Origin of the sequence: Salinigranum halophilum, assembly GCF_007004735.1 — an archaeon.
GTDB classification, from domain to species: Archaea; Halobacteriota; Halobacteria; order Halobacteriales; family Haloferacaceae; genus Salinigranum; species Salinigranum halophilum.
In genome coordinates this window covers 389,432-410,405 of the sequence record NZ_SSNL01000005.1, presented here as the reverse complement: position 1 = coordinate 410,405, position 20,974 = coordinate 389,432, and the positions used below count along the sequence as shown (strand labels likewise).

Below are 20,974 nucleotides of genomic sequence, written 5' to 3'. Positions count from 1 at the left end.
AGTTCTCAGGGTTATGCTCAGACGTGTAATATGGGGCTGGAACAGACCCTCGCCGACTACTTCGACATCGACCAGTACGACACCACCGTCCGGACCGAGATTCTGGCCGGGGTGACGACGTTCCTGACGATGAGTTACATCGTCGTCGTCAACCCCGCCATCCTCGCCGGCATTCCGGAGGCGAAACCGGGCATCATCATCCAGGGGTTCGACCCCGCGGCCGTCCGCTCGATGCTCGCCGTCGTGACCATCATCGCGGCGGCGGTCGCCACCCTCATCATGGGGTTGTACGCGAACCGTCCGTTCGGCCAGGCACCCGGCCTGGGGCTGAACGCCTTCTTCGCGTTCACCGTCGTCGGCGCGCTCGGCATCCCGTGGCAGACGGCGCTCGCCGCCGTCGTCGTCGAGGGGCTCATCTTCATCGTCCTCACCGCCGTCGGCGCGCGTGAGTACATCATCAAGGTGTTCCCCGAACCGGTGAAGTTCGCCGTCGGGACGGGTATCGGCCTCTTCCTCGCGCTCATCGGCCTCGAGGAGATGAACATCGTCGCCGCCGACCCGGCGACGTACGTCACGCTCGGACAGGTCGCGTCCGACCCCATCGCCATCCTCTCGGTCGTCGGTCTCTTCTTGACCTTCGCGCTGTACGCCCGCGGTATCAGAGGCTCGATCATCGTCGGCATCGTCGCCACCACCGCCCTCGGGTGGGTCGTCACGCAGGCCGGCCTCGTCGCGCCCGACGCCGGCCTCGTCGCCCCGCCGACGACCGCTCAGTACGACATCACGCCGCTCGCGGGCGCGTTCGTCTCCGGACTGGGGGACGTCGAGGCGTTCTCCTTCGCGCTCATCGTCTTCACCTTCTTCTTCGTCGACTTCTTCGACACCGCTGGCACCTTGACGGGTGTCTCACAGGTCGCGGGCTTCCTCGACGAGGACGGGAACCTCCCTGACATCGACAAGCCGCTGATGGCCGACGCCGTCGGCACGACCGTCGGCGGGATGCTCGGCACCTCGACGGTGACGACGTACATCGAGAGCGCTACCGGCGTCGAGGAGGGTGGCCGGACCGGCCTCACGGCCACCACGGTCGGCGTGCTCTTCGTCGCCTCGCTCGCGCTCGTCCCCCTCGCGGCCGCGATTCCACTCTACGCCTCCCACATCGCCCTGGTCGTCATCGGCGTCGTGATGCTCCGCAACGTCGTCGACATCGCGTGGGACGACATCACCTACACCGTCCCTGCCGGCATGACCATCCTCATCATGCCCTTCACGTTCTCCATCGCGTACGGTATCGCCGCGGGGATCATCTCCTACCCCATCGTGAAGCTCGCCGCGGGCGAACTCGACGACGTCCGGGCCGGTCACTGGGTGCTCGCCCTCGCGTTCGTCGTCTACTTCGTCGTCCGGACCAGCGGCGTCCTCGCCGCGCAGGTGTAACGTCGGGCCGACGGCGGAACAGTCCTCGACTCTCCCGTGGCGCGCCCCGTCGAGACGGTCCGGACGCGCGTCCAGTCGTCTCCTCGGACACGGTCTCGGGACCGACTCTGACGGCTGCGACCGGCCCCTGCGTGCGTCTCGTTCGCGACGGTTGTGACCCGTCCCGACACAGTACCGTCGCCCTCTTATCTCCGAAGTCCCTAGGCTGGAACGATGTCAGGTCTCATCCTCTACGAACTGTCCGGTTGCCCCTACTGTGCGAAGGTGAAGAACACGCTCTCCGAACTCGGTCTCGAGTACGAGTCCCGCGAGGTCCCCCGGTCGCACAGCGAGCGAACCGCTGTCGAGGAGATCAGCGGCCAGACCGGTGTCCCGGTCCTCGTCGACGAAGAACACGGTGTCGAGGGGATGTCCGAGTCCGACGACATCGTCGCGTACCTCGAAGAGACCTACGGCGGCGCGAGCTAACGACCCGAACTCAGACGACGGCCGCCTCGTAGCTCTGTCGCAGGGCTCGCTCGACCGGCGCGTCCTCGGGGTGGTCGACGCGAACCGTTGCCCACCGCCGGACGAGTCGGCCGCCAGTATCGAACGGTTCGACGGCGAGCGACCGCTCCAGTCTGGCTCGTTCGGCGTCGGTGAGTCGGGTGAGCGAGAGCCCCTGCTCCGAGACGACGGCGAAGAGGACGCCGTCGGCGACGTAGGAGGGATAGCCGAAGGTGGTCTTTCGTGAGACGCCCGGCCACGCCATGACGAGGTCCTCGACGGCGTCACAGAGCGTCTTTCCTGACTCGTCCGTGTACATGGCACACTCTGACGACGCCGAACGAGATAAGCGTAGACGCTCTCAGGACTCGGCCGGCTCGCTCGTCCGCTCGCGGATGAGGTCACGAATCGCGTCGGGGTCGTCGATGGACGCGAGTTCCTCACAGGAGACGATGGCGGTCCGATCGATCGACTCGCGTTTCGTGCGCTTCTCGGTGAAGTACACCGAGCGGGTCCGGGTAATCTCACCCAGCGAGGACATGATGCGGGCGCGCTTCTCGGCGTTCCGGTTGAACGGGGAGTGGCCAGTGAGGACGTTCTGGCCGCGTCGGTTGTCGGCGCTGTCCTCGGAGACGGCTTTGAACGGCGCGCGCATCGTCGGGTGGACGTCGTACCCCGCCCGCGTGAGCACGGTGACGACGTGCTCGTCGTCGGGGTCGGCCTCGGGGTCTGCGGGCGTCGGCTCGGACGTCCGAACCTCGTCGGCCCCGTCCATCACCTCGACGGGTGCGGAGAAGGGCTGGTCGAACAGCTCCTCCAGCTGGACAGCCACCTCGATGGAGGCGTTCATGCCGTCTTCGTACTTCGAGACCGTGCGCCGGGAGACGCCGAGCTCGCTCGCCAACTGGCCGAGGCTCATCCCGCGTTCCTGTCGCTCGTCGGCGAGCAGGTCGCCGTCGATGTTGACGTACAGTCCCCCGGGCGCAGCGTAGATGAGCGGTGGCACCTCCTCGACGAACAGGTCCATCGCGGTGTCCGGGTTGAAGACGGGGACGCCGTGACGGAAGTAGACGACGCCCGGCTTGAGGTCCTCGTTCCGCGTGCGCATGCCGATGACCATCGGCGTCGCGTCCAGATACGAGCCGAGCCGCCGCATCTCCGCCCCCGTCCCGCCGTCGAACGCGTCGATGTTCCCCAGAATCTTCAACAGGATGAGGTCGTCTCCGCGGCGGGCTGCGAGGTCGAAGCTCTTGGGCCTGATGGCGATGCGGTCGCTCACCACGAACCCGGCATCGCGCAACATCGCGGTGATGTTACTGATCAGCGCAGACCGCGACATGGGGATTACTAGGCTGCTCCTCAGATATATGTGTTTCCCACCCGGCCGTGAGCGGTGTCCGGTGGTTTTGCCCGCCCGCCCCCGACACGGTTATATAGGATGACGTCGCATCTCCGGCGCTCCGTCCGCCAGCGCCTCGCCGCGGTCCACACGACAGCGAGGCTCGGGACGAAACCGGTTAGCCCCTCGGCGTGTAACGCCGCGCAATGACCGTCATCGCGCTCGACGACACCGACTCACGCGAGCGTGGGATGTGCAGCACCTATCTGGCGACCCGTCTCGCGGAGACGCTTCGCGACGCCGGAGACGACGTCGAGCGACGGCTGCTCGTTCGCCTCGACCCCGCCATCGAGCACAAGACCCGCGGCAACGCGGCCGTCGCGCTCCACACCTCCTGCCCGCCCGAGGCAGCGTTCGACCGCGCCTGCCGCGCCGTCGAGCGCTGGAGCGAGTTCGAAGACGACCGGACCAGTCCCGGCGTCGTCGTCGCCGCGGGCGACCCCGACGCCGTTCCGGCCCCCGTCGCCCGGTTCGCTCGCGACGCCGTCCGCGAGCGACTCTCGCTCGAGTCGGCGCTCACGCTCGTCGACGAGTACGGCTACCAGCACCGGGGGTGGGACGGGGGTCGCGGGCGTATCGGCGCGCTCGCCGCCGTCGGCGCGTGGGTCGGCTTCGACGAGTGGACCTACGAGCACATCTCCTACCGCGAATTCGAGCGTTGCGGCACGCCGCGGGCGGTCGACGTCGACTCCGTCTTCGCCGCCGCCGACTGGGGCTATCCGACGGTGTGGGACACCGTCGACCGAGTGGAGGGTGAGCCCGTCTGCGTCCCGAACGCCCCCGGTCCCATCCTCTACGGCATCAGGGGAGACGACCCCGACACCTGTCGCGCCGCCGCCGCCCGCATCGAGAGCGAACCGGTCGACCGTCGGGCGACGTTCGTGACGAACCAGGGCACCGACGCCCACCTCCACGACGACGGCTTCGACGAGCTCCGCGACGGCCGCGCCTCCCGGGTCTCGGGCGTGGTCACGTCCGCACCCGAGACCCGCCGGGGCGGTCACGTCTTCGTCGGGCTCGGACCGGACTCGGACGACGACACCGAGACGGGTCTCGACTGCGTCGCGTTCGAGCCGACGAAGCGCTTCCGCGACCGGGTACGCGCCCTCCGCCCGGGCGACCGCGTCACCGTCTGTGGCGAGGTCTCACGCGGGACACTGAAGCTGGAGAAGTTCGCCGTGCGGTCGCTCGTCCGGACGACGCTCGTCACGCCGACCTGCCCCGACTGCGAGCGGTCGATGGAGAGTGCGGGGCGAGGACAAGGCTATCGCTGTCGAGCGTGCGGGACACGGAGCGAGAAGGTCCCGGCGGCTCTCGACCGCGACCTCGACGTCGGCTGGTACGAGGTGCCGCCGTGTGCCCGGCGACACGTCGCCACACCCCTCGTCCGCGGGGGGTTCGACGCCCCGGTGCATCCCGAGCGCTAATCGCCGTCGAACAGCGCGAACGCCCGGTCGATGCGTGCGGGAACGTCGTCGAAGGCGAACGTCAGCCTCGGCAGGTCCTCGCGGTGGACAAAGCGTGCCGCTCGCGCGTCGCTTCCCGGCGAGAGGGCACCGGTCGTGTGCTCCCGCTCGACGGCGTACCCCACCGAGACGATGTACTTCTCGCCCCACGGCGCCATCTGTACGGCGTCGACGAGGGTGAGCGCGTCGGGGTCGACGGCGACGCCGGTCTCCTCTTCGAGTTCGCGCGCCGCCGCGACGGCAGGGGACTCGTCGACCTCGAGATGCCCGCCCGGGTCGCACCACGTGCCCGCACCGGGGTCGATGTCGCGTTCGACGAGCAGGACGCGGTCGCCGTCGACGACCACCGCACTCGCCCCTGGCACGGGGTTCCGGTACACGATTCGGGCACACGAGGGACAGCGCCGGCGGGTCCGCCCTTCGGTCTCGACGCTATCCAGTTCGCTCCCGCAGTCGGGGCAGTACGAGGGGGTGCGTGCGACCATCAGCTTTTGAGCCCGCTTCCGGTGAGCGCGACGACGACGTCTTCACCCTCGTCGACGACGCCACGCGCTCTGAACTCGTGCAGGGCGGCGGGCGCGACGGCACAGGTCGGCTCGGTGTAGAACCCCCGCGCGTGGAGCGCGTCGAGTTCGGCCTCGACCGCCGCCTCGGACAGTGCGACGACGTCGCCGTCGGTTGCTTCGACCGCGTGGAGGATGTCGCCGCGCTGGACCGGCTCGCGAATCTGGATGCCGTCGGCCACCTCGTTGGGGTCGGCGTCGGCCTCACCGTGCAGCGTGTCGGCGATGGGGGCGTACCCGGTGGCCTGTGCCCCGAGCAGTCGCGGTAGCTCGTCTATCCACCCTGCCTCGTAGAGGGCACGGAAGCCCCGGTACGCCCCGAGAAAGAGCGTTCCGTGGCCGAGCGGTGTGACGAACGCGTCGGGAGCCTCCCATCCGCGCTGGGCGGCGACTTCGAACGCGACCGTGGACGTGCCAGCGAAGAAGGCGGGGTTCCACGCGTGGCTCGCGTACCACCCGTCGCCGGCTTCGACTGCCGCCAGACACGCGTCGGTGACGTCCTGTCTACTCCCCTCGACGCGGACTGGTGTCGCCCCCGCTCGTTCGATGGCCCTGAGCTTCGACTGCTTGACGGCGGCTGGCACGTAAATCTCGGCGTCGATGCCGGCGCGGGCGGCGTAGGTGGCGATGGCCGCGCCCGCGTTACCCGAGGAGTCCTCGACGACGGTGTCGACCCCCAGTTCGACCGCTCTGGAGAGCGTGGTCGCCGCCCCGCGGTCCTTGAAGCTCCCCGTCGGGAAGACGTACTCCAGTTTGAAGGAGGCGTCCCACTCGTCGGCTCGAACGAGCGGCGTCCACCCCTCGCCGAGCGTCACCTCACGACCCACGGGGAGGAAGTCCTCGAAGGCCCAGAGGCCGCGGTCGCGTTCGAGTTCGTGCGGGTCGGGCGCTGGGCCGTCGGGGAGCGGCCGGTCGGCGAACCGGAGCGGGGCACCGCAGGTACACCGCCAGCGGTCCTCGAACTCCGAGCCACAGGCGGGACAGGAGAGTGAGGCGGGCATGGCTCTCAGTCGAGCGAGGCGGCACAAGAAGGTAGCCACTCTGCCCCTTCGTCGGGGGCGACGACCGGCCGAGCCAGAGTCGGACGTTTCTGCTCCCGCTTTTCTGCGCGGCCGGTCCCCAGGGCCGTGCCGTCCCTCGAAAGCGGTGGGTCAGTAGGAGTCGATGTCCGTTCCCACCGAACAGACGTACTCGCCGGTCGCGACCTGGGGAAGGCGTCGCGTCCGCCAGAAGACCCCCGAACTGTCGGCGGTGACGCGTGCCTTCACGGTCCCGAACGGGTCGGTGATCTCGAACAGAGTGTCGCCGACCGAGACCTCGTCCCCGAGGTCTTTCTCGAAGTGGACGAGGCCACCGTTAGGCGACCCGTACTGGTCGAACCCCTTCGCGCGGACCTGCCGTCCGGGGTCGACGCTCCCCTCGAGGAAGCCGTAGCCTCTGAGCACGTTGAAGACGCCGTCGACGCCGCGCCGGATACTCGTCTCGTCCCAGCCGACACTCCCGCCGAGTTCCGGGTCGATGGTCGGAATCCCCTCGTCGGGACCGGCGCGGGCGAGTTGGCCGTCGGGGCCCTTCTGGTCGAGGATGTAGCCGCAGTCGAACGTCTTCGCGAGGCGGAGACACTCGCGGTGGAGGCGGTGACGAGAGCCACAGCGGACTCGGGTCTCGTCGATCATCCGGCTCGTCGACCCCTGGTGGAGGTCGAGGATGAGGTCCGCCTCCCGCGCCGCCTGGAACGTCGCGTGACTGATTCGCTCCGACGACGTCCCGTTCCGGTCACCCGGGTAGGTTCGGTTCAGCTTCCGGTCGTCGATAGGGTTGCGATGCTCGCCGACCTGGTAGGCGTGGTAGTTGACGATGCCGACGAAGAGGACCGTCCCGGAGAGTTCCTCGGGGGCTAACTGCGGGACGACGCGACTGATGACGCCGACGCCGTTGAGCTCGTCGCCGTCGCTGACCGCCTGCACGTACAGCGTGTCCCCGTCGGCGGAGCCGTTGACGACGGCGACCGGCAGACCGACCGTGCTTCCGTCTCGCGTCTCACCGACGTCGAGCCGTCCCGTCGCCACCTCCCCGGGGGCCGCAGTCGCCGTTCCCAGTGTTGTCATTGTTCGACACTGGTTCGGCCTCCCCTTTACCGGTTCGGTCCACCGTGACGGTACCGCCCGGCGGTCTCGGGCTCCGGACGGTTCATTTCAAATACAATGAGGTTATATGAAACTCGTAACAAGTTTTATCTCTGTAAGCTACTTAATGTAATATATGTCGGGAGACCGCCGCGCCGTGGGGGGAGAACACGGTCCGTCGGCGGCGGCACTCCTCCCGCGACTCAAACGAAACGGGTGTAACCTGTTGGTCGCGGGACCCGCCTCCGAGGAAACCGCGAACCGCGCGACACAGCGGCTGTTCGGTTCGCCGGACCTCGAACGCAAGCGGGTCCTCGTTCGGACCGGTGGGGACGCGACACCCGATGAACTCCTCCCCTCGGGCGTCTCGGCCACGGACCCGGACGTTCGCGTCGTCCAGTACCGCGCGTCCCCGGAGGACGCCGACCCGCTCGCGTCGCTCGCCCGCCGGGTCGCGGCGGTCGTCACCTCGTTCGACGCCTCGTCACCGCTCGTTGGCGGCGAACTCCGCCTCGCGGTCACCTCGCTCGAGGACGTCGTTGCCGACCACGACACCCTCGCCGCCGAGCAGTTCCTCCGCCGTGTGGCCGACGCCGTCGCCAGCGTCCGGGGTATGGGTCACTACCGATACCTCGGGCCGCGTGGGGACCTCTCGGCGTTGCCCGTCGACCGGCTGTTCGACGCCTTCGTCGACCTCCGCGAGCACCCCCGTGCGGCCCAGCGACTGTCGGCTCCCGCGACCCGGCCGACGGAGTGGGTCGACCTCTGACCGTCACACGGCTCCCGAGCGCTCCCCTGTAAACTGTTCTCATCTCACTCCCCTATCGGGAGCTATTTTTCGTCGCGACGGGAACCGCCAGCTATGGCCGACGCGGAGACCGGCGTCCGTGGCACGCTCCGACAGTTCCTCGCCCTCGACGGCGACGTGCTCGTCCTCTCCGTGGCGATGTTCGCGTTCAGCCTCGGCTTCCAGATGACCGGCCGGTACATGCCGCGCTATCTGAGCGTCCTCGGCGCTGGGAGCCTCGCCATCGGTCTCTACGGGAGCTTCGGGAACCTCATCAGCGCCGTCTACCCGTACCCCGGCGGTGCCGTCTCCGACCGCATCGGCTCCCGCGCAGCGCTCACGGCGTTCGGGCTCGCCTCCACGCTCGGCTTCGTCGTCTGGTACGCTGCGGGCCCACTCGCCGACGTTCCACTCGGACCGACCTCGGCCGGCGTCGTCGTCGTCTTCGTCGGGCTGGTACTCTCACAGGCGTGGAAGTCGTTCGGCCTCGGTGCCACGTTCGCCGTGGTCAAACAGAGCGTCGAACCCGGGAAGCTGGCGACCGGCTTCGCCTCGACGGAGACCGTCCGCCGACTGGCGTTCCTCCTCGGCCCGCTCCTCGCAGCCGCCATTCTCGCACGGTTCGCCTTCGACGTCGGCTTCCGCTACGTCCTGCTCGTCGCCGCAGTCTTCGGTGCCGTCGGGACGCTCGCCCAGCACGTCCTCTACGACGCCTCCGCGGACTCGTTCGGGCAGTCCCTGGCGGGGCTCGAAAGCGTCGTCGCCGACCTCCGGTCGCTCCCGGCCCCACTCCGACCGCTCCTCGTCGGCGACACTCTCGTCCGCTTCGCCAACGGGATGGTGTACGTCTTCTTCGTCATCGTCGTCACCGAGTTCCTCGCCGTCTCCGTGACGCTTCCCGTCGTCGGGCGCCTCTCGCCCGATGCGTTCTTCGGTGTGCTGCTCGCCGTGGAGATGGCCATCGCGCTCGTGACGATGGTTCCGGTGGCGAAACTCGCCGAGCGCGTGGGGCTGAAACCGGTCGTCGCCCTCGGCTTCTCCGTCTACGCGGTGTTCCCCGTGCTTCTCATCGCCGCCCCCGCCGACCCGCTCGTCGTCGCGCTCCTCTTCGCGCTCTCGGGGCTCAGATTCGCGGGTCTGCCGGCGCACAAAGCGCTCATCGTCGGGCCTGCGGAAGCCAACACCGGCGGGAGAGTCGTCGGCTCGTACTACCTCGTCCGCAACGCGATTACGATTCCGAGCGCGGCCGTCGGTGGGTGGCTCTACGGGGGGTCGCCGGCGGTCGCCTTCGGCGTCGCCACTGCCGTCGGACTCCTCGGGACGGGCTACTTCCTCCTCGCGGGCGAGGAGTTCGAGGCGTACGCCTGAGTGAGGCGGAGACACGGGACACGGAGAATCGACGCGGCTTTACCGCCCGCGTCCTCCCTCCGACACGTGACAGACGAGATTCCCGGTCGTCCCTCGTCGGGCGGTCTCGTCCAGGCGTTGAACGTCCCGCGGAACGCGAAACTGGGTGTGGCCACCGGCGTCGCGCTGGCCGTCGTGGTCTACCTGTTTCGCGTCCTCGAACTGCTCGGGCCGTTCGCCGGGACGCGACAGTATCCGATCCTCGGTGCCGAAGGGTGGTTCCTCCTCCTCGCGTTCGTCCTCGCGTCGGCGACGGCGCTGTTCGTGACCGCGTTGCTCACCGTCGTCTCCGCGTATCGCCTCGCGCGAGAACTCCGAGTCTGAGGACGCTCGACGGGCTAGTCGCCCGCGCGCTGACCGAGCAGACCGCTCCGTGACACGTCGTCGACCGCCGCGTGCGCTCGCGGTGTCAGCCGGACCTCGCCTCGCTCGTCGTCCCACTCGATAGCCCCGGCGGTCCGGAGCTTCGGGAGGTGGACGTGGTGCAGTCGAACGGCGGTCATCGTCCGGTCCGCGTCGCTGGCGATGACGTCGACGATGTCGTCGAACCTCGCCGAGCCACCGTTGCCTGTGAGGTACCACACCACTTCCCGCCGCTGTGGAGAGGAGACCAACTCGCTGAGGAGTCGGTCGTCTCCGCTGTGTCCGCCGGTTCGCGCCATACCTTCTGAGGCGTCTCCGCCCGCAAGGCCCTTCGGCTTGTTAATTCAAGCCACTCATACGCGCTCGTCCAGCCCTACCGTTCTGACGCCCGGAACGTGTCGTCGACGATGACGTCCATCACCTTCTGTGTGCCCCGCCGCAGTCGCTCCGAAATCGCCTGCTGGGAGACGTCGAGGTCGACCGCGAGGTCCGACAGTGTCGCCTGGCGGGGGACCTCGAAGTACCCCTTCTGCAGGGCGAGTTCGATTGCCTCGCGCTGTTCGTCGGTGAGGTCGAAGGGGTCGTCGTCGACCTCGTCGGCCGTGAGGTTGTGCACGCGACGCACGTTGAGTCGGATATCGTGTATCTGACAGTATTCGCTGAACGCCGACAGCGACTCGTGGTCGTTGAACCGGATGCGGAACAGCCAGTTGTCCCGCCCGTGGGCTTCGAGGATGGTCGCGTTCGTCTCGACCATCCCGTAGATGAGGCTCTCGACGGTCTCGTCCCAGTCGATCCGGTAGAGCGAGCGCTCGCCGATGGTGTCGAGGTGGAGCAGTTCGCGCACCTCGTCCGTCGCCCTGACGGCCTCCTCGAACGCCGTCCTGTCCCCGCCGCTCACCCACACGTACGGCATGACCTGCTTCGACGCGGGGACGACCCGTTCGATTTCGATGTTCATCCCTCCGCCTGCGCGGAGCACTCGCCCTAACAGGAACTGCTCGGCTTCGATAGTGAACTCCGCGACGATACTCATACCAGGGGGAAGGGAAGGACGCGCATAAGCGTGTGTCCTCACAAACCGCCACACGTGGCAGCCGTTCAACAGCTCCTCCCCGTCACTCGCCGACGTCCGGCTGGTCGCCCGCTAGCTCCCCCAGGCGGGCGGTCCCCGCGCGGGTCCCCTTCGCGACGATGACGTCCCCGGCGCGCAGTGCCGTCGTCGGCCCGGGCTGGACGACCCAGTCGCTCCCCTCGCCGCCCCGCCTGACCGCGATGATGCGCATCCCGGTCTCCGTCTGAATCATCTGGTCGCCGATGGTCGTCCCCGCGAGGTCACTGCCGGGCGAGACGGTCAGGCGGACGATGACCTCGTCGGACTCTTTGACCGCGGCCGCGACGACCGGGTGGGCCGCGAGGCCGTGGAGAACGCCCTCGCTGATCTCCAGCGCCGCGTCCGAGATGACCTCCGTCGAGACGGCGAGATGCATCAGTCCGCGGAGCGCGATGGGGTCTTCGACACGAGCGGCCGCCCGGAGCGTCCACGCCTCGAACCGCGATTTGAGCGCGTCGACCTCCGCTTCGAGTTCGGCCACCTCCTCGGCGACGCCCTCGCTGTCGAAGAGGACGGCCCCGTAGGCGAGGTCGACGGCGAGTTCGCTCATGTTCTTCATCAGCACGATGGAGTCGACGGCCCGTTCGAGGTCGTCGATGGGCGGCTCCGCCGGGGCGATGGGTTCGTAGGCGGTGCCGCTGGCTCGCTCGTACACCTCTTTCAGCCCCGTCTCGGGACCGCGCAGGAGGAGGATGTCGCCCGACTGGAGCACGCTCTCGTGGTCCGGGTTCGTGATCCACCGCCGTTTCCCCGTCGCCTGCTCGCGGCGGATGGCGATGACTCGCACTCCCGTCTCGGTCTCCATATTGAGCGTTCCGAGCGAGTGGCCGTGGTACGGCGAGTCCACGGCGACGGGGACCCGGACGAGAATCTCCGTCGCCTCCGGGAGCGCCGAGCGAATCGCGTCCGGCAGCCCCATGTCCTCGAGGACCACCTTCGCGATGTCACCCGCCGCGTTCGATATCTTCTCCGCGGCACCGACCACGCCCAACACGGGCGCGAGTTCCTCGGCGTCCTCGGGGCTCCGGGCGGCCATCAGCAGGCTCATGCGCGCCTGCAACTGGAGGATGTCCATCCGCTCTTCGAGCGCCAACACCTCGCGCGCGATCTCGTCACTCCCGAGGAGGACCGCGGAGTACGAGAGGTCGATGAGCAGTTCGGCGGTGTCTTTCATCTCCGCGAGTACCGCCTTCACGCTGACCGGCTCGTACTCCACGTCCTCCGGATACATACGCCCGGATACCCGCCGGGGACGCAAAAGAATTGCTCGCCTGCGTCGCGACCACGGTTCCGGCGGATGACGCACCGAACGATAACGCTTTTTTGAGAGGGTCTGAAATCAGGTCGTATGTCAGACGACCTGAAACGGGGGCTGGAGGGCGTCCTTGTCGCGGAGTCGGAGCTCAGTTTTATCGACGGCGACGCCGGACAGCTCGTCTATCGTGGGTACGACATCGCCGACCTCGCAGACGGCGCCTCCTACGAGGAGGTCGTCTACCTCCTCTGGTACGGGACGCTCCCGAACCACGACGAACTGGCGGAGTTCTCCTCGGCGATGGCCGCCGAGCGGTCGCTCGACGAGGATATCCACCGGACCATCGAGGCGCTCGCCGACGCCGACGAGAACCCGATGGCCGCCCTCCGGACGGTCGTCTCACAGCTCTCGGCGAACGACGACGAGGCCACGTTCGACGCCGAGGGCGTGACCGACCGTGAGGCCAACGTCCGGAAGGGCCGACGCATCACCGCGAAGGTTCCGACGGCGCTGGCGGCGTTCAAGCGCCACCGCGACGGCGAAGACCCCGTCGAACCCCGTGAGGACCTCTCGCACGCGGCGAACTTCCTCTACATGCTCAACGACGAGGAACCCGACGACGTCCTCGCCGACGTGTTCGACCAGGCGCTCGTCCTCCACGCCGACCACGGCCTCAACGCCTCGACCTTCTCGGCGATGGTCACGGCGTCGACCCTCTCGGACCTCCACTCCGCCATCACCTCCGCGGTGGGCACACTCGCCGGGTCGCTCCACGGCGGTGCCAACCAGAACGTGATGCGGATGCTCCACGAGGTCGACGAGAGTGGGATGGACCCGACCGACTGGGTGGCGCATGCGCTCGACGAGGGCAAGCGCGTCGCCGGCTTCGGTCACCGCGTCTACAACGTCAAGGACCCGCGGGCGAAGATCCTCGGCGAACAGTCCGAGGCGCTCGCGGAGGCCGCGGGGGACATGAAGTGGTACGACTACTCCGTCGCCATCGAGGAGTACATGATGGCGGAGAAGGGACTGGCCCCGAACGTCGACTTCTACTCCGCCTCGACGTACTACCAGATGGGCATCCCCATCGACATCTACACCCCCATCTTCGCGATGTCGCGCGTCGGCGGCTGGATCGCGCACGTCCTCGAACAGTACGACGGGAATCGCCTCATCCGCCCGCGCGCCCGCTACGTCGGCCCGCGTGACCAGTCGATCGTCCCGCTCGACGAGCGATAACGCCCGTCCGGCCGCCGTCTCGTCCGCCTTCGTCCCCACGCCACGGTCGTTCCCGGATACTGGCAGTCGCTACACTGTTCGTCCCGCTTCTGTCCGACCGTTCGCCACGACCATCCCGTGACTGCGGCGACGCACGTGGCGCGGGTCGCCCGGCCTCGCGGTGGCTCTCCACCATCCGGAGCGTCGTCATCGGGTCACTCGCGCTGTGACGTTTTTATCATCGCGCCACGTCGACCGTCCATGGACGTCTTCGTCTACGGCACGCTGACGAACCCCGAGCGCGTCGCGACCGTCGTCGACTCGTACGCGTTCGTCGGCCCGGCGCGTCTCCACGGCCTCCACCTCGTCGAGGGACGGTATCCGACGCTCGCGCCGGGCGGCGAGGCGGCGGGGCGACTCCTCCGGACGGACGAGGTCGACCGCATCGACGCCTACGAGGGCGTCGACGACGGCCTGTACGTCCGCGTCTCGGTTCCCCGGACAGACGGGGGGACGGCGGCCGTCTACGTCGGGGACCCCGAGCGTCTCGACGCCGACGCCACCTGGCCCGGCGAAGGCCCGTTCGCGACCCGGGTCCGCGACTTCCTGACTCGGCTCGAGGTCGCCGTCGAACCGGTCGTCGACCGGTGAGTCGTCGCTCCATCTCACCCGTTCTCGGCTCCCTCGGTTCGGACGACAGACGTCTGACGCACCGTTTGAACACGCCGGCGTCGGACAGTTTCACTTTCACCCCGCTCGGCGGACGTTTATATCCTTCTCCGGCGTATCAGTAAGTGCGCGTCAAGCGTGTGCATTCCCCCAATCCGCACGAACGCGACGCGATTGCGGACGCGGCATGCCGGTTCTTTCTCCATCACTCTCGGAGCGACGGCTCGGTCCGTGCGGTGAGTCTGCTGTGCGCTCTTGGTAAAAACAGTCGGCCGCGTTCGACGGCCCCGGTCGAGGTCCCGTCGGAGAGACGGTCGACGGCGGGCCGTGCCGGTCCGCTCAGCCGAGGAACCAGCGGAGCCAGCGGTTGTTCTGGACGACCGAGAGTTCCTCGAGGGACGCGTCGAGACCGAGGATGCGTCCCGCGCCGATCGCCCCGAGACCGAACAGGAGGAAGGCGTAGACGAGGTGGTCGTCGACGACCCAGCCGTGCGCGAGGGGCAGTCCCGCGAGGAGGCCGCCTTCCAGCGCCGCGAGCCAGTAGAACAGCATCATGACCGCGCCCCAGAACGCGCTCCAGCGGACGAACGCGCCGAGGATGAGCGCCAACCCGGTGAGGGTGAGCCCCCACATGTTCAGGACGTCGATGAGCGGGTTGCCGGCCATCGAGGCGAAGAATCCCGCCAGCGGGTTCCCCGCCGGGATGGCGTTCGCCAGGTAGCCGGCGGCCGTCCAGTTGTTCGCGGGGTCCGCGTCGAGATACGTCACCAGCTTCGTGATGCCGCCCTGGAACAGCACCCATCCCATCGTCACCCGCAGCGCGATGATGGCGTAGCCCAGCCAGTGCTCTGAGTACTCGAAGTTCGTTTCCCGACCGAACAGTTCGGCGTTGAGTGTGCGAGTGTGTGTGGACATCGTGATTTCCCTCTACTTCGGAGATACCCCCACAGTTGGATATACTCGGACTGTCCTTCCCGCACTCTGACAATCGTCTCGGCAGCCGATGGGTGTGTTCGAGTCCCCCGCTTTCCGCCGTCCTCGCGGCGCGGTCGCTCGTCCCGTCGACACCCAACGGTTATCGCCTCCCCCGAGCAACTCGGCGCATGCTCTCGCTGGACGACGTGCTCGAAGCCCAGCCTCGTGTCGAGGCGGTCGCACGGCGAACCCCCCTGGAGTACTCACACACCTTCTCGCGGATGACGGGTGCCGACGTCCACCTGAAACTGGAGAACTTCCAGCGGACGGGCTCGTTCAAGATTCGGGGTGCGACGAACCGCATCGCGACCCTGTCGGCGGACGAACGAGACGCCGGCGTGGTCACCGCGAGCGCGGGGAACCACGCGCAGGGCGTGGCGCTGGCGGCGACCCGCGCCGGGGTCGACTCGACCATCGTCATGCCGGAGTTCGCCCCCATCTCGAAGGTCAACGCCACCAAGCGTTACGGCGGCCGGGTCGTCCTCCACGGCGTCGACTACAGCGAGGCGCAGGCGAAGGCCCACGAGATCGAACGGGAGGAGGGCCGGACCTACGTTCACGCCTTCGACGACCCGGCGGTGATGGCCGGGCAGGGGACCCTCGGCCTCGAAATCGTCGAGCAGTGCCCCGACGTCGAGACCGTGGTCGTGGGTATCGGCGGCGGCGGCCTCATCTCGGGTATCGCCACGGCCGTCAAAGCGCAGTCGCCCGACACGCGGGTCGTCGGCGTTCAGGCCGAAGGTGCGTCGAGCCTCGCCGACTCGCTACAGAAAGGCGAGATCGTCGAACTCGACGCCGTCGACACCATCGCGGACGGCATCGCCACTCGTCGCGTCGGCGAGCAGACGTTCGAGGTCATCCGCGAGCGGGTCGACGAGGTGGTGACCGTCTCCGACGAGGAGATCGCCATGGCCGTGACGCATCTCCTGGAACGCTCGAAGACGCTCGTCGAGGGAGCCGGCGCGGTCCCGCTCGCCGCGGTCCTCGCCGAGCGCTTCGACTACGACGAGGGCGAGGTCATCGTCCCCGCGCTCTGTGGCGGCAACATCGACCTCAACGTCCTCACGACGGTGTTGATGCGCGGCCTCGTGGAGACCGGACGATACCTCCGTATCAGGACTGTGCTGAAGGACCGCCCCGGTGCGCTGTTGCACCTCACCGAGATCCTCGTCGACCACCGCACCAACATCCACGCCATCCACCACGACCGCACCTCGAAGGACGTGGCGATGAACGCCGCCGAGGTGGAGGTCGACCTCGAGACGCGCGGGGAAGCCCACGTCGCGGACCTGCTCGACGACCTCCGCGACCACGGCTACGAGGTCGAGGTGCTGGTGTAACCGCTGGCGGGCCCGAGAGACCGACCTTCTTGTACCTGCCCGTCGAGCCACCGGTGTGAAACGAACCATCGCTACCGAGGAGGCACCGGCCGCGGTCGGCGCGTACAGCCAGGGCACGACGACCGGCGAACTGGTCTTCACCGCCGGACAGATTCCGCTCACGCCCGACGGCGAACTGCTCGACGACGCACCGGTGGCCGAGCAGACGGCACAGGCGCTGGAGAACGTCATGGGCGTGCTCGCCGCCGAGGACGCCGGCCCCGCGGACGTCCTCAAGGTCACGGTGTTCCTCGCCGACATCGACGACTTCGACGAGATGAACGAGACCTACGCGACCTTCTTCGACGACGAACCACCGGCGCGGAGCGCCGTCCAGGTCGGGGCCCTCCCCAAGGGGGTCGCCGTCGAAATCGAGGCTATCGCCGCCGTCCCCGACGCGGCGTGAGTGAACCGTGACGCCGCGAACGAAGTCGAGTCTCCTCTGGGGGCTCGTCGGCGCGCTCGCCTTCCTCGTGCTCGTCCAGGGGTACGACCTCCTCGCGGGGCTCAGCGTGGGGTTCGTCGCCCGACTCGCCGTCGCGGTGGTCGTCGGGAGCGCCGCTGCGGGGCTCTCGTACCGGCTCGCCCCCCGATTCAGGGCGAAGGGAAGGACTTAAATCTCGGACTGGGCTAGCTGAATCCGAGCCGGGATGGCCGAGTGGTAAGGCGCACGCCTGGAAAGCGTGTTCCCTCTGGGATCCAGGGTTCAAATCCCTGTCCCGGCGCTTCTGTAACCGTCACCTGCTGAGCGCCGAGTTTCATCTCGGCGCAACCACGGTGACGGACGCAAAGCGAGACGGACGGGATTGAACCCTACCGGTCGCAGCGTCCGAGCGAAGTGAGGACGACCGTCCGGTTCCGGTTCACATCCCTGTCCCGGCGCTTCTCTGAACCTCTGACCCTGAGCGAGGCGTGTCGTCGCCGAGCGGACGCGGATGAGGTTCTGTACGCGACGGTGGGAGGATTTGAAGCACGGAACGAGCGAGCAACGCGAGCGACGTTCAGGCGGTTCACATTCCTGTCCCGGCGTCTACTACCGCGAACAACACGGCGCGCACCTCGTGTGCTCGCCACTCGTGAGCGTGTGAGCCGCTGCCGAAGGGGTTCGAGTCGGGGAGTGAGTGGCGAGACTCGTCCCTTCCGAACATACATGTCAATCTAGCAATCACACAACCGTTTTGCCCGTCGGCACCCTACTCGTAAGCTCCTGCGGCACACCGCCGGGGGGAGTACATCATGGCAGACAAACCACACCAGAATCTAGCGATTATCGGGCACGTCGACCACGGGAAGAGTACGCTGGTCGGCCGCCTGCTGTTCGAGACCGGCTCGGTCCCCGAACACGTCATCGAACAGCACCGCGAAGAGGCCGAAGAGAAGGGGAAAGGCGGCTTCGAGTTCGCGTACGTGATGGACAACCTCGCCGAGGAGCGCGAACGAGGGGTCACCATCGACATCGCTCACCAGCGGTTCGACACGGACAAGTACTACTTCACCATCGTGGATACGCCCGGGCACCGCGACTTCGTGAAGAACATGATTACCGGGGCGAGTCAAGCCGACCACGCCGTGTTGGTCGTCGCCGCCGACGACGGCGTCGCACCACAGACCCGCGAACACGTCTTCCTCTCGAAGACCCTGGGAATCGAGACGCTCATCGTCGCCATCAACAAGATGGATACCGTCGATTACGCCGAAGACACCTACAACGAGGTCAAGGAGGGAGTCCAGAAGCTTCTCACACAGGTCCGCTTCGACAGCGACGACGCGCGCTTCATCCCCATCTCGGCGTTCGAGGGCGACAACATCGCCGAGCCGTCCGAGCATATGCCGTGGTACGACGGGCCGACCGTGTTGGAGGCGCTGAACAACCTCCCCGAGATGTCGCCGCCGACGGACGCGCCGCTGCGCATCCCCATCCAGGACGTCTACACTATCTCCGGTATCGGGACCGTTCCCGTCGGGCGTATCGAGACGGGCGTCCTCCGGCCGGGGATGGACGTCGTGTTCATGCCGAGCGACGTGGGCGGCGAGGTGAAGACGGTCGAGATGCACCACGAGGAGGTCGACGAGGCCGGTCCCGGTGACAACGTCGGGTTCAACGTCCGTGGCGTCGGCAAGGACGACATCCGCCGCGGCGACGTCTGCGGCGAGGCGTCGAACCCGCCGTCGGTCGCCGAGACGTTCAAAGCCCAGATTGTCGTCATGCAGCACCCCTCGGTCATCACCGCCGGCTACACGCCGGTCCTGCACGCCCACACGGCGCAGGTCGCGGTCACCTTCGAGTCTATCGACCAGAAACTCGACCCCAAGACGGGCGAGGTCGCCGAGGAGCACCCCGACTTCATCAAGGCGGGTGACGCCGCCGTCGTGACGCTGCGGCCGCAGAAGCCGCTCAGCATCGAACCCTCGTCGGAGATTCCCGAACTCGGGAGCTTCGCCGTCCGGGACATGGGCCAGACTATCGCCGCCGGTAAGGTACTCGAGGTCACGGAGCGCTGAGGCGCGGGCGACTTCGCAGACCGTCCTCACGCGGGGACGAGTCGGTGGAGCGCCCCGCCTTCGGAGCCCGTCCCGACGACGTACAGTTCCCCGTCGGCGTCGCGGCCGAACGACCTGAGCGTCCGGAGTCGGTCGGAGCCGTCGCCGACCAGTTCGACCGTCGTCGTCGGCCACAACCCTTCGTCCGCTGGCGTCGCGGCGAACAGCCGTCCCCGGACCTGGAAGTCGCCGAAGACGTAGACGCCCTCGGCACCCGCCAGCGCCGACCCCCGGTAGACCGCTCCGCCGATGACTGAGATTCCGCTCACCGACGCGCCGCCGTGGGGGTACTCGATGACGGGGTCGACGAGGCGCTCGCCACCGCGGACGTCGTCCGGTGTCGTCGTCGGGCAGTCGCTGGCTTGGAAGCAGTGGGCTCCTTCCCGGACGTTCCAGCCGTAGTTGCCACCCCGCTCGACGAGACTCACCTCCTCGTAGTCGCGCTGTCCCACGTCGGCGACGAACAGGTCCGTCCCGTCGAACGACAGCCGCCACGGGTTACGAAAGCCCCAGGCGTACTGTTCGTCCAGTCCCTCGCGGTCGACGAGCGGGTTGTCGTCCGGAACCGCGTAGGGCTCGTCTCCGGCGTCGACGTCGATGCGGAGGATGGACCCGAGGAGGTTCTCCGTGACGTCCTGGCCGTTCCCGCCGCCGACAGCGTCGTACCAGTCGTCGGCGTGACCCCGACCCTGGTCACCGCCGGCCCCGCCGTCGCCCACGGCGACGTAGAGGAACCCGTCGGGCCCGAACGCGAGGTCACCCGCGTTGTGATTGCTCTGTGGCTGTGGAATCTCCAGGAGCGTCCGCTCGGAGTCGGGGTCGACGCGGTCGTCCTCGACGTCGAACTCGCTGAGGACGAACGTGTGGCTGAAACCCGACGGCGTCCCCTCCCGGGACGGCGCGCTGTACCGGACGAACAGCCGGCCGTTCTCGGCGAACGCGGGGTGGGGTTCGATCCCCAGGAGACCCTTTTCGCCTCCGGTCGTGATGGCGTCGCGGATGTCGAGCGCGGGCCGGTTGCGGAGGCCGTCGGCGTCGTGGACGAGGATACGCCCCGCTTGATCGGCGACGTAGCGGGTCCCGTCGGGGGTAAAGACGACGTCGAGCGGGGCACCGAGTCCCGTCGCGAGCGTGTCGAGTCCGACCGCGTCCGGCACGTCAGCGGGCGAGGCGTTCACCGCCGTCGTCTCCGTGGTGGTCGCCGTCGGCGCGTCGGTTGTTCGCGTGGGTTCGCCGGTCGCCCGCTCGGACTGGCCACCGGCGTCCGGCGACGACGTCGAACAGCCCGCGAGGCCGACGGCCGCGCCGACGGTGATCGTTCGGAGGAGTCGGCGACGACCGAGAGCGTGGTCCATACTGTCGGAGGTAGCGCCGAACACAAAACCTGTTTGCCCGTCCCGCCGTTCGCGGTGTCCGAGCCCCGGACAGCCACCACTGCTTATGTGCTCGCCCCACCTGCCCGTAGACACATGTCCACGAAGTACGACGACTGGAGTCACGAGGAACTGGTCGAACGGGTCGAGGAACTCGAGGAGACACGCGCGGCCCTCCTGGCCGCGCTCGACATCGTGACCGACCCCGACCGAGACACCGACGCCGTCCGCCAGCAACTCGCCGACGAGTTCGACCGGGTGGGCGAGGGAGAGGTCGCGGACGCTACCCGCGGTTGGTGAGCGCTCGGACGCCACAGACGTACTACTCGGCCGTTCGCTCCCCGATGATACCGCGCACGCCTCGGACAGCCGTCGGGTTCGGGGCCGCGCGACGACGGGCGCCGGACGTCGTCTCC

The 20,974-nt window shown here is 68.0% G+C and carries 23 protein-coding genes and 1 tRNA gene; 14 read left to right on the top strand and 10 right to left on the bottom strand.

Annotation, left to right across the window (positions count from 1 at the left end; all coding sequences use genetic code 11):
• The first annotated feature begins 30 nt into the window (after positions 1 to 30).
• Together E6N53_RS14275 and E6N53_RS14270 are read left to right on the top strand one after the other, a co-directional pair.
• A complete protein-coding gene (locus E6N53_RS14275) occupies positions 31 to 1,437 on the top strand; it encodes an NCS2 family permease (RefSeq protein WP_142860255.1) in 1,407 nt (468 codons plus the stop codon).
• Positions 1,438 to 1,650: 213 nt separating this feature from the next.
• A complete protein-coding gene (locus E6N53_RS14270; protein ID WP_136590764.1) occupies positions 1,651 to 1,905 on the top strand; it encodes a glutathione S-transferase N-terminal domain-containing protein in 255 nt (84 codons plus the stop codon).
• 10 nt (positions 1,906 to 1,915) lie between these two features.
• Here E6N53_RS14270 and E6N53_RS14265 read toward each other — a convergent pair whose 3' ends face one another.
• Both E6N53_RS14265 and E6N53_RS14260 read right to left on the bottom strand, forming a co-directional pair.
• Entirely contained in the window at positions 1,916 to 2,242 is a 327-nt protein-coding gene (locus E6N53_RS14265) for a TfoX/Sxy family protein (protein ID WP_142860252.1), read from the bottom strand.
• A gap of 42 nt (positions 2,243 to 2,284) precedes the next feature.
• Positions 2,285 to 3,262 carry a transcriptional regulator gene (locus E6N53_RS14260; protein ID WP_142860250.1) on the bottom strand — a complete coding sequence of 326 codons (978 nt, stop codon included), beginning with the start codon at positions 3,260 to 3,262 and terminating at the stop codon, positions 2,285 to 2,287.
• Between the two features lie 206 nt (positions 3,263 to 3,468).
• Between E6N53_RS14260 and E6N53_RS14255 the strand changes: the two genes are divergently transcribed.
• Complete coding sequence (locus E6N53_RS14255; protein ID WP_142860248.1) at positions 3,469 to 4,749, top strand: tRNA(Ile)(2)-agmatinylcytidine synthase; 1,281 nt, start codon at positions 3,469 to 3,471, stop codon at positions 4,747 to 4,749.
• On the opposite strand, the gene E6N53_RS14250 is transcribed toward E6N53_RS14255, so the two are convergent.
• The 3 genes from E6N53_RS14250 to E6N53_RS14240 all read right to left on the bottom strand — a co-directional run bounded on the left by E6N53_RS14250 (position 4,746) and on the right by E6N53_RS14240 (position 7,459).
• Positions 4,746 to 5,273, bottom strand: coding sequence for an NUDIX domain-containing protein (locus tag E6N53_RS14250; RefSeq protein WP_142860246.1), 528 nt, complete (start codon positions 5,271 to 5,273; stop codon positions 4,746 to 4,748). The two genes, E6N53_RS14255 and E6N53_RS14250, sit on opposite strands and share 4 nt — an antisense overlap.
• A complete protein-coding gene (locus tag E6N53_RS14245) occupies positions 5,273 to 6,352 on the bottom strand; it encodes a pyridoxal-phosphate dependent enzyme (RefSeq protein ID WP_142860244.1) in 1,080 nt (359 codons plus the stop codon). The genes E6N53_RS14250 and E6N53_RS14245 overlap by 1 nt, the downstream gene beginning before the upstream one ends.
• A gap of 150 nt (positions 6,353 to 6,502) precedes the next feature.
• Positions 6,503 to 7,459 carry a succinylglutamate desuccinylase/aspartoacylase family protein gene (locus E6N53_RS14240; RefSeq protein WP_142860242.1) on the bottom strand — a complete coding sequence of 319 codons (957 nt, stop codon included), beginning with the start codon at positions 7,457 to 7,459 and terminating at the stop codon, positions 6,503 to 6,505.
• A gap of 154 nt (positions 7,460 to 7,613) precedes the next feature.
• On the opposite strand from E6N53_RS14240, the gene E6N53_RS14235 reads away from it, so the two are divergent.
• The 3 genes from E6N53_RS14235 to E6N53_RS14225 all read left to right on the top strand — a co-directional run bounded on the left by E6N53_RS14235 (position 7,614) and on the right by E6N53_RS14225 (position 9,995).
• Positions 7,614 to 8,246, top strand: coding sequence for a DUF7504 family protein (locus tag E6N53_RS14235; protein ID WP_142860240.1), 633 nt, complete (start codon positions 7,614 to 7,616; stop codon positions 8,244 to 8,246).
• Positions 8,247 to 8,339: 93 nt separating this feature from the next.
• On the top strand, positions 8,340 to 9,632 hold the full coding sequence (locus E6N53_RS14230) for an MFS transporter (RefSeq protein ID WP_142860233.1): 1,293 nt from the start codon (positions 8,340 to 8,342) through the stop codon (positions 9,630 to 9,632).
• 66 nt (positions 9,633 to 9,698) lie between these two features.
• Positions 9,699 to 9,995, top strand: coding sequence for a DUF7536 family protein (locus tag E6N53_RS14225; protein ID WP_142860231.1), 297 nt, complete (start codon positions 9,699 to 9,701; stop codon positions 9,993 to 9,995).
• Between the two features lie 14 nt (positions 9,996 to 10,009).
• Here the strand turns inward: E6N53_RS14225 and E6N53_RS14220 are convergent, their stop codons facing one another.
• The 3 genes from E6N53_RS14220 to E6N53_RS14210 all read right to left on the bottom strand — a co-directional run bounded on the left by E6N53_RS14220 (position 10,010) and on the right by E6N53_RS14210 (position 12,379).
• Positions 10,010 to 10,333 carry a DUF7344 domain-containing protein gene (locus E6N53_RS14220; protein ID WP_142860229.1) on the bottom strand — a complete coding sequence of 108 codons (324 nt, stop codon included), beginning with the start codon at positions 10,331 to 10,333 and terminating at the stop codon, positions 10,010 to 10,012.
• Between the two features lie 74 nt (positions 10,334 to 10,407).
• Complete coding sequence (locus E6N53_RS14215; RefSeq protein WP_142860227.1) at positions 10,408 to 11,070, bottom strand: helix-turn-helix domain-containing protein; 663 nt, start codon at positions 11,068 to 11,070, stop codon at positions 10,408 to 10,410.
• A gap of 82 nt (positions 11,071 to 11,152) precedes the next feature.
• On the bottom strand, positions 11,153 to 12,379 hold the full coding sequence (locus E6N53_RS14210; RefSeq protein ID WP_142860224.1) for a potassium channel family protein: 1,227 nt from the start codon (positions 12,377 to 12,379) through the stop codon (positions 11,153 to 11,155).
• A gap of 117 nt (positions 12,380 to 12,496) precedes the next feature.
• Here E6N53_RS14210 and citZ point away from each other — a divergent pair, with 117 nt between their 5' ends.
• Complete coding sequence (gene citZ, locus E6N53_RS14205) at positions 12,497 to 13,642, top strand: citrate synthase (RefSeq protein ID WP_142860223.1); 1,146 nt, start codon at positions 12,497 to 12,499, stop codon at positions 13,640 to 13,642.
• A gap of 240 nt (positions 13,643 to 13,882) precedes the next feature.
• Positions 13,883 to 14,272, top strand: a complete 390-nt coding sequence (locus E6N53_RS14200; RefSeq protein WP_136603150.1) for a gamma-glutamylcyclotransferase — start codon at positions 13,883 to 13,885, stop codon at positions 14,270 to 14,272.
• A 357-nt stretch (positions 14,273 to 14,629) separates the two neighbouring features.
• Here E6N53_RS14200 and E6N53_RS14195 read toward each other — a convergent pair whose 3' ends face one another.
• On the bottom strand, positions 14,630 to 15,205 hold the full coding sequence (locus E6N53_RS14195) for a DoxX family protein (protein WP_136603149.1): 576 nt from the start codon (positions 15,203 to 15,205) through the stop codon (positions 14,630 to 14,632).
• Positions 15,206 to 15,393: 188 nt separating this feature from the next.
• On the opposite strand from E6N53_RS14195, the gene ilvA reads away from it, so the two are divergent.
• The 5 genes from ilvA to tuf all read left to right on the top strand — a co-directional run bounded on the left by ilvA (position 15,394) and on the right by tuf (position 19,146).
• Complete coding sequence (gene ilvA / locus E6N53_RS14190) at positions 15,394 to 16,605, top strand: threonine ammonia-lyase (RefSeq protein WP_136590748.1); 1,212 nt, start codon at positions 15,394 to 15,396, stop codon at positions 16,603 to 16,605.
• Between the two features lie 55 nt (positions 16,606 to 16,660).
• A complete protein-coding gene (locus E6N53_RS14185) occupies positions 16,661 to 17,050 on the top strand; it encodes a Rid family detoxifying hydrolase (protein WP_136590747.1) in 390 nt (129 codons plus the stop codon).
• Between the two features lie 7 nt (positions 17,051 to 17,057).
• The gene (locus tag E6N53_RS14180) at positions 17,058 to 17,261 is read left to right on the top strand and encodes a DUF7981 family protein (protein WP_136603148.1); all 204 of its coding nucleotides are present in this window, start codon (positions 17,058 to 17,060) and stop codon (positions 17,259 to 17,261) included.
• A 27-nt stretch (positions 17,262 to 17,288) separates the two neighbouring features.
• Positions 17,289 to 17,369: transfer RNA gene (locus tag E6N53_RS14175), tRNA-Ser, on the top strand.
• Positions 17,370 to 17,880: 511 nt separating this feature from the next.
• Positions 17,881 to 19,146, top strand: a complete 1,266-nt coding sequence (gene tuf / locus E6N53_RS14170; RefSeq protein WP_142860222.1) for a translation elongation factor EF-1 subunit alpha — start codon at positions 17,881 to 17,883, stop codon at positions 19,144 to 19,146.
• Positions 19,147 to 19,172: 26 nt separating this feature from the next.
• On the opposite strand, the gene E6N53_RS14165 is transcribed toward tuf, so the two are convergent.
• A complete protein-coding gene (locus E6N53_RS14165) occupies positions 19,173 to 20,540 on the bottom strand; it encodes a PQQ-dependent sugar dehydrogenase (RefSeq protein ID WP_142860221.1) in 1,368 nt (455 codons plus the stop codon).
• Positions 20,541 to 20,654: 114 nt separating this feature from the next.
• On the opposite strand from E6N53_RS14165, the gene E6N53_RS14160 reads away from it, so the two are divergent.
• Positions 20,655 to 20,858 (top strand): hypothetical protein, encoded by a 204-nt coding sequence (locus E6N53_RS14160; protein ID WP_136590743.1) that lies wholly within the window; start codon positions 20,655 to 20,657, stop codon positions 20,856 to 20,858.
• Positions 20,859 to 20,974 lie beyond the last annotated feature (116 nt).

Bases quoted from the DNA above. Each gene is read 5' to 3' on its own strand.
- E6N53_RS14240 (WP_142860242.1), bottom strand. From the start codon at position 7,459: ATGACAACACTGGGAACGGCGACTGCGGCCCCCGGGGAGGTGGCGACG.
- E6N53_RS14245 (WP_142860244.1), bottom strand. From the start codon at position 6,352: ATGCCCGCCTCACTCTCCTGTCCCGCCTGTGGCTCGGAGTTCGAGGAC.
- E6N53_RS14235 (WP_142860240.1), top strand. From the start codon at position 7,614: ATGTCGGGAGACCGCCGCGCCGTGGGGGGAGAACACGGTCCGTCGGCG.
- E6N53_RS14200 (WP_136603150.1), top strand. From the start codon at position 13,883: ATGGACGTCTTCGTCTACGGCACGCTGACGAACCCCGAGCGCGTCGCG.
- E6N53_RS14255 (WP_142860248.1), top strand. From the start codon at position 3,469: ATGACCGTCATCGCGCTCGACGACACCGACTCACGCGAGCGTGGGATG.
- tuf (WP_142860222.1), top strand. From the start codon at position 17,881: ATGGCAGACAAACCACACCAGAATCTAGCGATTATCGGGCACGTCGAC.
- E6N53_RS14215 (WP_142860227.1), bottom strand. From the start codon at position 11,070: ATGAGTATCGTCGCGGAGTTCACTATCGAAGCCGAGCAGTTCCTGTTA.
- E6N53_RS14195 (WP_136603149.1), bottom strand. From the start codon at position 15,205: ATGTCCACACACACTCGCACACTCAACGCCGAACTGTTCGGTCGGGAA.
- citZ (WP_142860223.1), top strand. From the start codon at position 12,497: ATGTCAGACGACCTGAAACGGGGGCTGGAGGGCGTCCTTGTCGCGGAG.
- E6N53_RS14210 (WP_142860224.1), bottom strand. From the start codon at position 12,379: ATGTATCCGGAGGACGTGGAGTACGAGCCGGTCAGCGTGAAGGCGGTA.
- E6N53_RS14220 (WP_142860229.1), bottom strand. From the start codon at position 10,333: ATGGCGCGAACCGGCGGACACAGCGGAGACGACCGACTCCTCAGCGAG.
- E6N53_RS14165 (WP_142860221.1), bottom strand. From the start codon at position 20,540: ATGGACCACGCTCTCGGTCGTCGCCGACTCCTCCGAACGATCACCGTC.
- E6N53_RS14275 (WP_142860255.1), top strand. From the start codon at position 31: ATGGGGCTGGAACAGACCCTCGCCGACTACTTCGACATCGACCAGTAC.
- ilvA (WP_136590748.1), top strand. From the start codon at position 15,394: ATGCTCTCGCTGGACGACGTGCTCGAAGCCCAGCCTCGTGTCGAGGCG.
- E6N53_RS14250 (WP_142860246.1), bottom strand. From the start codon at position 5,273: ATGGTCGCACGCACCCCCTCGTACTGCCCCGACTGCGGGAGCGAACTG.
- E6N53_RS14270 (WP_136590764.1), top strand. From the start codon at position 1,651: ATGTCAGGTCTCATCCTCTACGAACTGTCCGGTTGCCCCTACTGTGCG.
- E6N53_RS14230 (WP_142860233.1), top strand. From the start codon at position 8,340: ATGGCCGACGCGGAGACCGGCGTCCGTGGCACGCTCCGACAGTTCCTC.
- E6N53_RS14265 (WP_142860252.1), bottom strand. From the start codon at position 2,242: ATGTACACGGACGAGTCAGGAAAGACGCTCTGTGACGCCGTCGAGGAC.
- E6N53_RS14260 (WP_142860250.1), bottom strand. From the start codon at position 3,262: ATGTCGCGGTCTGCGCTGATCAGTAACATCACCGCGATGTTGCGCGAT.
- E6N53_RS14160 (WP_136590743.1), top strand. From the start codon at position 20,655: ATGTCCACGAAGTACGACGACTGGAGTCACGAGGAACTGGTCGAACGG.